Below are 13,152 nucleotides of genomic sequence, written 5' to 3' on the forward strand. Positions count from 1 at the left end.
GGTGTTCTTAAGCTTGGCAGGTTAATGGCTGATTGATATTTGGTATTCAACTCTGCAACTGCCTCAAGTCTCTCCAAAGCTTCTGCAATATTTTCTGACTGGCGGTTATTTGACAAATCATCAGGTTTAATAGCTGATTTGACTTCAATCTGCCCGATTTTCTCTTCTGTCAGATCTTTATCTGTGACAAATTCAACCTTAAATGGTAAGTCCTTATAAGCTTCATGAATGGCCAACATCCAATCTTGGAAAGTCATGAAAGCTTCACGTTCTGCAACTGGAAGATGATTATTTTCTGACTTACCGCTGTATTTATCAACCAATTTTTCAGAACTTGCTTTTCCGACTAAATACAATTTCTTCTCAGCACGGGTCATGGCAACATAGAACAAACGCATTTGTTCAGACAAGGTTGCTAGGCGCAGTTCACGTTTATTAAGCTGATAAGGCAAAGTGTCCATGCTGACTTTAACGGTTGGAAAAACATCCGTATCTAACTCTTCTCGCATGTCAGCCAAATATTTGATACCAGCTCCATTTTGACGTGACAAAATCAAGGGTGACATCATGTCTTGAATACTGAATTTCTTATCAATGTTCAAAATAAAGACATACTTGAATTCAAGTCCTTTACTCTTATGGATAGTCATCAAATTCACAGCATGTTTTGGAAGGGCCACTTCAACGTCAGCCAAATCATTTTCACTTTCTAAGACGCGATCAATCATGCGAATAAAGCGTGATAAGCCTTTAAAGCCAGTCTTTTCAAAATTATTAGCGCGAAGGGCAAGGGCGTAAAGATTGGCTTGGCGCTGCTCGGCACGGGGGAGATTGCCCACGTAATCATAATAAAAGCGCTCATTGTAAATCTTCCAAATCAAATCATAAAGCGAATGCCATTTGGCAAAATCACGCCACTTGCTAAAGCAAGTCATAAAATCTTTTAATTTTTCACGTAAAACTGGTGTGACCAATTCTGCATGCTGACCTTGATTAGCCAAAGCATGTTCTAGTTTTTGGTAAAGATTGGCTCTGGTCTCATCCTCGCTTGTTTGAAGAGCAAGACGAGCAAGATCATCTTCGTTAAAAGAAAACATTGGTGAACGCATCAGAGCTACCAAAGCATAATCATTAAGCGGATTATCCAGAGCTCGAAGGGTATCTAGCATCACCATAACTTCAACAGATTTTAGGTAATTTTGCTCACCGCCATCCGTCACCAAAGGAATACCATAATGTTCAAAAGTCTGCAAAATACCATCATTACGCGTACGTGATGAAACTAGCAACGTGATGTCTTCAAAGGCAACACCTCCTTCGTTATGCAGGCGAATAATTTCTTTAGCTACCAGCTTAACCTCGTTTGGATTGATTTGCTCCTCTTCTGGACTACTTGCAAGTTCACCACCATCATCAGTATCGTAAATAAGGACTTGTGTTTTATTTTCTGGATGAGCTTCTTTTTGTGCGGGACTGCCTGCTACTAACTGGTGCATGCCATCATACAAAATTTCCCCAACAGACTCGTCCATCAAATGCGTAAAGACACTATTTGTCGTATCCAAGACTTCTGACTGACTACGGAAGTTTTCTTTTAGCAGAATTAATTTTCCATGTTCTGGATGCTCTTGAAAATCCTTGAATTTTTGGTTAAAAATCTGCGGATCAGCCTGACGAAAACGATAGATAGATTGCTTGATATCTCCCACCATGAATCGATTATGACCATTTGACAATAATTCAAGCATGCGTTCTTGCGTGTGATTGTTATCTTGGTACTCATCGACCATGACTTCGTGGTATTTATCTTGGTAGAGCTCACGAATATCTGGATTTTCTTCCAAAATCTGGATAGCAAAATGAGCGATATCCGAAAACTCAAAAGCATTTTCTTGGATTTTAGCTTGCAAATATTGTTCAGAAAAATCCTGCATAAACGCTTGTAAAAGTTCTAACAAAGGTAGACTTTCCGATTGGTATTTGAAGATAGTTTCTAAGTGTTTCAGACCAGCCAAACGACCTTGGAGAGTCTTGAAAATTGGATATTTTACCCCTGCAACTGTCACAGCTGGACTAGATGGAATCAAGTCAGCCACATCTGTCGCCAAACGACCAAGTCCATCACGACCGTAAAGCGTCTCAAAATGCAAAGCCCACTCATGCAAATGCTCAATCATGTTCAAATGCTTTTTATAAGCCGCTGTAGGCGTCCCCTTAGCTGTTTTTTGCTTATAATCTTCTAAATCCGTCACATCTTGTAATTGATTAGCTGTCTCATGCATGCAAGCTAGAAAATCCACAACTTCTTGGTCGGGAATGGCGGAAAAATCAGTATAGGTTCTAGCACCTTTCAAGAAAACCTCAGCCAGCCATTTCTTAGGATTATCCGTTGCTTGACTGAAATCATAGATTTTGTAAACAATTCCTCTAAAAGCTGTGGTATCTTTACGATTGCCAGAAAAATTACGAACTAATTTGCGGAAAATGTCTTGATTTTGCCCCGTCATGTAATCTGCAAAAAGATCTGCAAAAACGTCATTCTTGATAAGATCTTGTTCGCTCTTATCCGTCATAATGCGAAAAGTCGGTGAAATTCCTAATGTGTAGCCGTATTGGTTAACCAACTTTTGCGTAAAGGCATCCATGGTTCCAATATCAGCAGTCTGCAGAGCTAGCAGCTGCTCATTAAGATAGGTTTTTAAATCATTATGCGTCGCTTGTTGCAAAGCTTGGCTGATTTTTTTCTCAAGACGTTCTTTTAATTCTCCCGCTGCTTTAACTGTAAAGGTCGAAATAAAGAGCTGGTCAACAGCAATCCCACGCAAAATTTTATCAATAATGCGCTCAACCATGACGAAAGTTTTCCCAGAACCAGCCGACGCTGATACCAAAATATTGTTGCCATAGCTATAAATGGCTTCAATTTGTTCAGGTGTTCGTTTTTGCGCTTTTGATGACTGCGCCTCTTTTTGCTGTAGAGAAGAAATCGCTTCAGCCGTTAAAAATGGTTTAAAGGTCATCTTTTTCCTCCTCTTCTTGCATCAGGCTCAAAAAGCCTTGACGTCTATCTTTTCTTGGTAATTTAAACCACTTGCGTGCGTATGGCATGTGGCGGTCCGCTTCAAAGCGTGTGATAGCTTTTAATTGGTCACCCTTAACCGTCTTACCATCCTCACTGTAAGGATTAATCAAAAAGTATCCTTGTTTAATTTGCTCAGCTGCTTGAAGGAATAATTTTTGATTATAAGCTAGTAAAATATCTAACTCTTCTTGCGTGTAAACAGAATCATTAAGATGATAATTTCCATTTGATAAATAGCCTTTTTCATCTTCTAAGAACAAGCCACGATAGCGAAGTTCTTTAGACAAATTTTCCAAAATTTTCTCTGTAGTAGTTACCGATGACAAATCTACTTTTGGCTCTTGCATGTGAAGGTACATGGCTCCAAAAATCTTATCTGATTTACTTTTAATTTTTTTATCGCGAAGTGCTTGCATATAAGTCACCAATTGCGGATTAAGACCATTGTAGAATTTTTGAATATCAAAGGTATTGTTACTTGATTTGTAATCAACCACCCCAAGACTTCCATCTGACAAACGATCCACACGGTCAATAATGCCTCGAATACGAACTGCATTGGCAAGCATTAATTCAAAAGGTTCTTCTTCATTTTCCACCTGGATCTGAGTATCCTGACGTAAAATGGTTGCCGTGCTTCTAGCAATATCTTCTAAGACTGTCAATGAGTAGCGGCTTTCCTCGTCTTCTTCGTAGATAAATTTGAAAGCATCTTCGGCGTTGGTTGTTTGAATAGCTCGATCTAATTTATTGTCAAACGGCTGGTTAGAAGCATCTTTCATGACCAATTCAAAGACACGATGAAGGTATGTTCCGTGATTTCTAGCATCAGGGTGAATGGTTTCAACCTCTTGTAAACCAAGCACATACTGTAAGAAATATTTGTACTGATTGTTATAGAAAGTTGTCACCGCTGATGAAGATAAATTAATCGGCTCATCACTTGGAAAACGCGTCTCAATCACTTCATCAGAAACTGGCTTGGTCTGCATATTGTCCTTAATAAGTGGCAATTCAATACCGTCATTTACCAGTTTTTTACGAAGATAACGTACAGCTACTGACCAGAAGGTCTGCTCTTCTTTACTAAGCTCGCGTTCTTCTTCAATAGCTAAGCGATTAACCTCAATCACACGAGATAAGAGCGCTTTATAATTCCCAATGTCTTCAGCATCTGTCGACAAACGATTTCGTCCCTTAACCAAAACAGGCACACCAAAGCTAGCTAATTCCGCAAGATAAGAAGATTCCTTATCTTCTGACTCGTTAGCAATTTGTGGCAAACTGAGCACCAATTCTTCCGTCGCTGAATTAAACAATGACAAAGCAGCAAAATGATTTTTCTTAATATTTTCACGACTAATCATATCAAAACGTTGATTGTCAGCTGTTGTCTCATTAACCTTGGCACGTTCTTCATCTGAAATCAAGCTACGATTTTGCGCAATCTTTGGGAAATGCGACTGCGTCATGCCAAGTGCAAAGACAAATTTATTGGTATGTGGCTCAACCAAATCATAAGATTTTACAGAAACCACATCAACACTTGCTGGCACTACGCGGTACTGGGCAGCCAACATACCGCTTCTTAGAAGAGCTAAAAATTCATCCAAAGACAATTTTTCTTGTCCAAAAATCGTTTGAAATTGCTCGAGAATGCCAGTAAATGTTCGCCAAACTTGCTCGTGCTTTTCCTGGTCATTTTCTGAGAAGGTAGCTACCATACGCTCTAAATTCTCAGGCAAAGAAATAGCACCCAAGAAAGTCATCAATTTTTCAAGCAGGCTTGAGCCAAACTGCTTTTGTGCCTTAAATAAACCTAGCAAAGGCGCTATTATTTGCTCGCGCATGCAATTAATATAAGCTAAGTGTTCTTCACCCTTGTAAGCAATCGTGAACTCCTTGCCAAATTTACTTTGTCCTTTAATATCAGCGTAAATCAGATATTGCTCAAAAAGGTCTAAATCATCTTGAGTGAAGGAACCATAAAGTCCTGTTTTCAAAAGATTAACCACATCTTCCATACGAAAACGATAACGTTTCACGCGCTCCAAGGAATCAATAAAATGCACCAAAGGATGATCGCTCATCGACTCTGCTTTTCCAAAATAATAGGGAATTTCATATTTATCAAAAATTTTGCCGATTTGCAGACGATAGCTATCCACATCACCCAAAAGCACCAAAATATCTTTATAGCGATAGCCTTGGTGAAGTTTATGACGAATAGCCTTTGCCACATGCTCAACTTCTTCTTTTTGATTAATAACATCCCAGATAGCATAATGTTTCTTATCATCTTGCGTTAAGGTGATATCTGATGTTGTAAAGTCGTGCTTAGCTTCAAAGAGTTTTGACAACTTAGCAAATGCTTCTTGAGATTTTTGAGAACTCTCGACATACTCTGGCTGTGTTTGAAATTTAGCAGCCAAAGAATGCAAAAAATCCAAACTTGCCTGATAGACATTCCCAGTTGAAAATGTAGCCTTATAAGCCTTTTGACTACTGTAAGTTCCGATAATCACTTGAGCACATTTTTCCTCTAAAAGGCTGACTAAGTCTTCCTCTTCTGCTGAAAAACGAGTAAAGCCATCGATAACCAAAACAACATTTTCAAGCGCATCATCCAAATGACCCGATGCTACCTGTTTAACAAAAAATGCAATTTTTGATTGATTTTCATACTGGTTAGCTAACAAAATGTCATTAACTGCCAAAAAGATTTTCACCAAATCTTCTTGCTTCTCAGCCGTATGCAATTCTGTCAAATCAAGCACGGTCATGTTAGCCGTTTTTAATTCCTTATACAAATCAACCAATTGCTTGATGAAATTCGTATCTTGCTTTAAACGCCCGAAAACTTTCAAATCTGTATCAGAAAAATGAGACAGCGCACGATAAAAAATCATAGCTAAGCCATTGTCATCAATCGTTTCTTTGGTCTGAGGTTCATTTAAGACAAAATAGCGCGCCATTTGAGCAAAACGTGTAATGGTAATGGCAAAAGACGCTTGGTCAGGCAAAAGTTCCAAAACTGCCCTTTCTTTTTCAAAAGACAAAGAGTTTGGAGCGATGTAGAAAACACGCTTACCAGCTTTAGCCTCTTCCATCGCTTTTCTTGCCAAAATTTCAGTCATATCAAACTGAATATCTGTATATAATAATTTCATAATAATCCTTCGTCATGTCACTAGATAATCCTATTATACCAAATTCTGCTTTTGGTTTGGCCTTTTGATAAACAAGAAACCACCACTACTTTCGTAGAGGTGGTTTATCTATATTAACCAAAATAGCCTAATATTGTATCAAATGATTAACGAACTTCTGCTCCTAGTTGTTCAACAAGGACTTTAGTGATTTTATCCATGTATTTAGTAACTTCTTCATCAGTCAAGTTATCGTTTGGATTTTGGAATGTAAGGCTGTAAGCCATTGATTTCATGCCTTCGGCGATATTAGCACCAGCATAAACGTCAAAGAGTTTGATATCTGTCAAACGTTTCACGTTAGCCGATTCAATAGCTGTAATGATGTCTTTATGCGTTGTTGTGCTTGGCAATAACAAGGCAATATCACGAGAAACTGCAGGGAATTTGGTGATGTCAACAAAAGTTTTATCCGCAGGAAGAGCTGCTTCAATCATATCCAAGTTCAATTCTGCAACATAAGTTTCAGGAATATTGTAGTTGTTAGCGGTTTGTGGGTGAACTTGTCCGACAAATCCAAGCAATTGGTCATCTAGGTAGATGGCTGCTGTACGTCCTGGGTGCATGCTGTCAAGACCTTTTTCAGCCACATAATCCACCGTCACATCAAGCTTATCAAAGAGAGCGTCCAAAATACCTTTGGCATAGAAGAAATCAACTGGAGTTGCCTTGGTTTGGAAATCTTTTTCAGCCACTAAACCAGAAATCGCAAAAGCAAAAGTGCTGATTTCATTTGGCAAATCTTCTTTTGGATTGCCTTTTTGTTCAAAGATTTTACCAATTTCGTAAATGGCAATATTGCTGTTTTTACGAGCGACGTTGTAAGCGATGGTATCTAACATACCAGACACAATGTTTTGACGAAGCACTGAGCGTTCCACTGACATTGGCCACATTAATTCGGTCAAATGGCTTGGTTGTAAGGTAAATTCAACAGCTTTTTCAGGTGTTGTCAAGGCGTATGACACGATTTCAGTCAAACCAGCACCTTCTGCGATTGAACGCACTTTGCGGCGTAATTTTTGCGTCGCAGTCAATTCGCCTGCTGTTCCAGCAGCTTCTGGAAGGGTTGTTGGTAGATTGTCATAACCATAGATACGCGCAATTTCTTCAACCAAATCAGCTTGAATGGCAATATCCCAGCGACGACGTGGCACTGAAACAGTGAAATGTTCTGCATTGCCAGACACACCAAAGCCAAGTTTGGCAAAGACATCTTCGATATCAGCATAAGTTAAGGATGTACCCAAGCGAACGTTAACGTAATCAAGGCTTGTTGATACTTCAACGTCTGTTGTTGGAACAAAACCAGCTTCAACACACCCAACAAGAACTTCTCCGCCTGCCAATTCATTTAGCATAGCAGCTGCAAAATCAAGGGCTTCATCAACAGTTGCGTAGTTGATGCCTTTTTCAAAACGTGATGAGCTTTCAGAACGAAGGTTCAAGCGGCTGCTGGTTTTGCGAATAGATGTGCCATCAAAGACCGCAGCTTCCAAAACAACGTTTTTAGATTGGTTATCAATTTCAGTTGCTTGTCCACCCATAACACCTGCAAGGGCAACTGGTTTGTCCGCAACAGTGATAACAAGGTCCTCATCCACCAGGTCACGTTCTTCGCCATCAAGGGTTACCAATTTTTCACCCAAACGCGCTTGACGGGCAACAATTTTGCTATCGTCAAATTTATCCAAATCAAAAGCGTGCATTGGTTGACCAAAGTACAACAAGATGTAGTTAGTGACGTCAACCACATTGTTGATTGGGCGAATACCAGCATTCATCAAAAGGTTTTGCAACCATTGTGGGCTTGGTTTTACCGTTATATTTTCCACCACACGCGCTTTGTAAGTCAAAACCTTATCAGATTCGATAGCCACATCAATCACATCTTTGGCTGCTTTTTCAACTTCTTTTACGTCTTTTTGTGGGAAGTGAACAGATTTGCCATAAATGGCTGCCACTTCATGAGCAACCCCACGCATTGAAAGAGCGTCCGCACGGTTTGGTGTGATTGACAATTCAATAATCTCATCATCCAAATCAAGGTATGGGAAAATGCTATCACCTGGTTTTGCTTCTGCTGGCAAGATTTGAATACCATCTGAAAATTCTTTTGGAATGATTGAATCAGGCAAACCAAGTTCTTCTAGAGAACAAATCATCCCAAGTGATTCCATGCCACGGATTTTACCTTTTTTGATTTTGTAATTGTCTGCAATACGAGCTCCTGGAACGGCTACAATGACATTAATCCCTGCAGTCACATTTGGGGCACCACAAACGATTTGGCGCAATTCGTCATCACCTGTATCCACTTGGCAAAGGTGCAAGTGAGTATCAGGGACATCTTCACAAGAAACCACATGACCAACGACCAATTTCGTTAAACCATCAGACGGGCTTGATACCCCCTCAACTTCAATCCCTGTTGTTGACATTTTTTCAGAAAGCTCGTGTGTTGTCACATCAACATCGACAAGCTCTTTTAACCATTTATAACTGACTAACATAATCTAATCGTTAAAAGCGTGTTTGCATTCAAGCAAAACTCAAATGACAAACGCTTTATTCCTTTCTACTGTTTATTCTTTTAGACTGACTTTTTTGTAAATGAGCTGATTTTAATAGCTACACTTGCTTAAGATTTAAATTGTTCTGAAAAACGCATATCGCCTTGATAGAAACCACGAATATCGTTGATACCATAGCGAAGCATTGCAATGCGTTCTTGACCAAGACCAAAAGCAAAGCCAGAATATTTTTCAGAGTCAACACCAGACATTTCTAAGACGCGAGGGTGAACCATTCCTGCCCCAAGAATTTCAATCCAACCTGTTTTCTTACAAACGTTACAGCCTTTACCACCACATTTGAAGCATGACACGTCCACTTCAACAGATGGCTCCGTGAATGGGAAGTAAGATGGACGAAGGCGGATTTTACGGTCTTCACCAAACATTTTTTTGATAATCATCTCAAGCGTTCCTTTAAGGTCACCCATTGAAATATTTTCGCCAACCACAAGTCCTTCGATTTGGTGGAATTGGTGGCTGTGTGTGGCATCATCGGTGTCACGACGGAACACACGCCCTGGTGAAATCATTTTCAAAGGTCCTTTGGCAAAGTCGTGTTTGTCAAGTGTACGGGCTTGAACAGGGCTTGTGTGCGTACGAAGCAAGATTTCTTCTGTAATGTAGAAAGTGTCTTGCATATCACGCGCTGGATGGTCTTTTGGCAAATTCATGCGTTCAAAGTTGTAGTAATCTGTTTCCACTTCAAAACCATCGACTATTTGGAAGCCCATACCGATGAAAATGTCTTCAATATCTTCGCTGATTTGAGTCAAGACATGACGGTTACCAAGGTTCACATGGCGACCTGGCAAAGTCACATCCAAACTTTCAGATTCTAATTGAGCTTTAATTTTTGCTGCTTCAACAATTTTAGCTTGTTCTTCAAAAGCTTTTGTCAAGACGTCGCGGACTTCATTGACTTGTTTTCCAACCACTGGACGCATATCATGTGAGAGTTCTTTCAAACCTTTCAACAATTCTGTCAATGATCCTTTTTTCCCAAGAACTTGTACACGTAATTCTTGAAGTTCTTTGGCATGATCGCCATGCATTTCAGCCAACTTGGCTTGCGTTGTTTCTTTTAATTCTTCTAATTGCGCTTGTAAATCCATTCCATTCCCTCTCTGAATACTGCTCACAAAACGAAAAACGTGCCAAGCTCCATTAGCGGAGCGTTGACACGCGGTACCATCCGTTTTTTATCTGACTTGCAGACCTTAATTCTTGTCTTTTTTGGTGAGTGAATTCGCCAAACTTTCATCTAGGAAGCTTCCAGTCACGGCTCCCATTCCCTGTTAAACTGCCATAAGGGTACTACTCTCACAAGACACTATTCAATTACAGTTTATTCTAACAAATTTTAAACCATTTGACAAGATTGAAAAACGGCTAATTGACACTGACCTCACCAGAATAGTAATTGAAAGTCAGGCCGCTTTGGACATTTGGAATAAAGACATTAAATTCCAAACTACCGTCTGATGATTTTGCCTCCAAATGCGTACCACTTGAGAGAATATTGTCGCCATCATAGATTAAGGTCACGCGATAACGCACACGTTTGTTTTGATCCAAAGCCTTGCGAACCTGTGATTCATAGTAATTCTGACCTGTTGAGTCTTCTGAGTTGGCTTCATTTGCCCAAGCTGTTTGCGTTGCCACATTAGCAGGATTGCTGGTTGAGGCATCAAATCCTTTTAGACCACCAACCAAAGCATAGCCCAGCAAATGCCCGCGATCAACGGCATGGTGATAAGTTCCTGACAAGTGTTGCAATTGGTGCCAGCCAGCTGGTTTCCAAGAAGTTGAGCCATTGCCAGTTTCCTCACGGCTCTTGTATTGGCGTGTGGATTTGCTTAGCAAGGCATTCGCAACCGTCGGAACCGTTTGCCCTTGAACGGTTTTGGTTTTGTTGTTGACATAAGGCTTACTCGATACCTTGGCATTTAAAGACGTCTTGTTTTGATTCACAATATAAGCTCCAGCCCCATTCCACTCAAGCTTGTTGCCCAACTGTTCCTTGACGCTATCGGTTAAAACCGTTTCTGCTAAGGCTTGACTTGGGACATCGTCTGTTGATTTGGATTGGTTAGACGTGACAGATGAGGCAGACGTTTCTTGCCCAGTGACCAAGGAAACCACCTGCTGCAAGGATTGCTCGCCTGATTCTGAGGTGGTTACCCAGCCCGTCCCGATACCAATTAAGGCAACTAGTACTGCAATAATGGATTTAAACTGTTTTGATGTTTTTGATTTTTTCGCCATAATTCCTTCCATTAAAAAAATGGAAAACCGCATTTACTCGCATAAAGGCGATTATCCACTTTGAATTTGATAATGTGATTAACCTAACCGTTTCCAGTGAATTTTCCGATAATGGACTGCCATTTATCAAGGGATAAGATGGCTAAGGGGTTCTTACCCTCTCCAAAAACGCTGTAACCTAGCATTAAACCGATAGCTAGAAAAAGAACGCTAAGAATCACCACCACTAGAATTAAGGTTAGTTGTTTTGCAACATATTTCCAACCTGTTGTCATTTAGTCCTCGCTTACACGCTTAATATGCGCTCCTAGTTTTGCTAATTTTTCATGGAATTTGTAGTAGCCACGGTCAAGGTGAACCAATTTGCCAACTGTTGTTGTGCCTTTTGCCACCATACCAATCATAATCAAGGCAGCACTGGCACGCAAGTCTGTAGACATGACAGGTGCTCCTTGTAATTCTTTGCCTCCATGAATCATTGCTGTATCACGCAAAATCTCAGACTGCAAGCCCATGCGGCGCATTTCTTCAAGGTGTTGGAAACGATTTTCAAAAACCGTTTCAATCATGGTTGATTCGCCGTTCACAACCGCCATCAAAGCGGTAAATTGCGCCTGCATATCCGTTGGAAAACCAGGGTGGGGTAGGGTTTTAACAGTCACTGGTTTTAAGGCTGGCGTGTCCGCAATCACACGGATACCCTCTTCTTCATCAATCACTGTCACGCCCATCTCAATCAATTTCGAAATCAACGGACGATTGTGTTCCCAAATGGCATCTTTCACCAAAACATTACCTGAAGTCATGGCTGTAGCGACCATGAAAGTCCCTGCTTCAATACGGTCTTGCACCACATCGTGTTCTGCACCGCGGAGGCTTTCCACACCAGTAATGGTCAAGGTTTCTGTACCTGCTCCTCTAACCTTTGCTCCCATTTTATTTAGCAGCATGGCTAAATCAACAATTTCTGGTTCGCGTGCAGCATTTTCAATGGTTGTCACACCTTCTGCCAAAGTGGCTGCCATCATCAAGTTTTGCGTTGCTCCAACAGATGGGAAATCCATGTAAATCGTGGTTCCACGCAACTTGCCGTCAACTGTCGCAGTAATATCACCGCCAGATTGTGTGATAGTTGCTCCCATTGCCTCCAAACCTTTTAGGTGCAAGTCAATCGGACGACTTCCAATCGTGCAACCGCCTGGCATAGATACTTGAGCATGGCCGTTACGAGCCAAGATAGGTCCCAGAACAACAATAGAAGCACGCATTTTGCTCACATACTCGTAAGGAGCAACATCTAAAATTTTTCCTGATGCATCAACCTCAATGGTGTTAGTGGCTTCATCAAAATCCACTTGAATGTCCAAACCACGCACCACATGATTCATGGTAAACACATCCGAAAGAATTGGCACATTCGTAAGTACCGTCTTTCCTTCTTCTGGTAAAATGGTGGCTGCAAGAAGTGGCAAGACGGCATTTTTAGCTCCTTCAATGACCACTTCTCCTTGCAAACGCGTATGACCACCTTCTATAATAATCTTATCCAAAATGAACTCCATTCTCAATATTCTATTAACTAGAATTATATCACAGTTTTCTATTTAATGCTTTTATTGAAAGCTGAAGAAAAGTGTTTGACTCAATGTCACAATTTCCAAGATAAAATTGCTAACCAAGTAGCCAATTGCAATGCTTAAAAACAAGATAAACACTTTCAAGCGCCCGATATTATCAGGGGTGTTTTTTATCCACTTAGACCAGTCAAATAACCGCCTTAACAAAGAATTGGTCATAGCAATAAAAATGACATGACTAAATAGACTTACAGTTGTATTTAATATTTCCATAATGCCATTATAACATAAAAAAGACCTTCACAGTATCATTCCTCAAAAAGCCCTTACAACTGTAATCTTCTTGTCATAAGAAGACACAAAAAAAGCTAGACAAAGAGGCTCTATAAAAAGTCACATAACCAAGAAACTCCTGACAAATGTGGCTCTATAATTTCTGTAGT

8 protein-coding genes are annotated in these 13,152 nt (G+C 40.3%); all 8 read right to left on the reverse strand.

The window, feature by feature from the left end; all coding sequences use genetic code 11:
* Positions 1–3,020: helicase-exonuclease AddAB subunit AddA (addA, locus tag B3R79_RS04410; protein ID WP_293693978.1), on the reverse strand; the 3,020-nt coding region annotated here is incomplete at its 3' end.
* The gene (gene rexB / locus B3R79_RS04415; protein WP_293693980.1) at positions 3,010–6,252 is read right to left on the reverse strand and encodes an ATP-dependent nuclease subunit B; all 3,243 of its coding nucleotides are present in this window, start codon (positions 6,250–6,252) and stop codon (positions 3,010–3,012) included. The genes addA and rexB, both read right to left, overlap by 11 nt.
* Before the next feature lie 146 nt (positions 6,253–6,398).
* Positions 6,399–8,804: a phenylalanine--tRNA ligase subunit beta gene (gene pheT, locus B3R79_RS04420; protein WP_168260940.1), complete on the reverse strand. Its 2,406-nt coding sequence runs from the start codon at positions 8,802–8,804 to the stop codon at positions 6,399–6,401.
* A 128-nt stretch (positions 8,805–8,932) separates the two neighbouring features.
* The gene (gene pheS, locus B3R79_RS04425) at positions 8,933–9,979 is read right to left on the reverse strand and encodes a phenylalanine--tRNA ligase subunit alpha (RefSeq protein ID WP_293693984.1); all 1,047 of its coding nucleotides are present in this window, start codon (positions 9,977–9,979) and stop codon (positions 8,933–8,935) included.
* Between the two features lie 277 nt (positions 9,980–10,256).
* Positions 10,257–11,132, reverse strand: coding sequence for a DNA/RNA non-specific endonuclease (locus B3R79_RS04430; protein ID WP_293693986.1), 876 nt, complete (start codon positions 11,130–11,132; stop codon positions 10,257–10,259).
* A gap of 83 nt (positions 11,133–11,215) precedes the next feature.
* Positions 11,216–11,407: a DNA-directed RNA polymerase subunit beta gene (locus tag B3R79_RS04435; RefSeq protein ID WP_154454299.1), complete on the reverse strand. Its 192-nt coding sequence runs from the start codon at positions 11,405–11,407 to the stop codon at positions 11,216–11,218.
* Positions 11,408–12,682, reverse strand: a complete 1,275-nt coding sequence (gene murA / locus B3R79_RS04440; RefSeq protein ID WP_168260943.1) for a UDP-N-acetylglucosamine 1-carboxyvinyltransferase — start codon at positions 12,680–12,682, stop codon at positions 11,408–11,410.
* A gap of 63 nt (positions 12,683–12,745) precedes the next feature.
* Complete coding sequence (locus B3R79_RS04445; RefSeq protein WP_293693989.1) at positions 12,746–12,982, reverse strand: DUF1146 family protein; 237 nt, start codon at positions 12,980–12,982, stop codon at positions 12,746–12,748.
* Positions 12,983–13,152 lie beyond the last annotated feature (170 nt).

The sequence above is a fragment of the Streptococcus sp. UBA3373 genome, from assembly GCF_002360305.1.
Taxonomy (GTDB): domain Bacteria; phylum Bacillota; class Bacilli; order Lactobacillales; family Streptococcaceae; genus Streptococcus; species Streptococcus alactolyticus.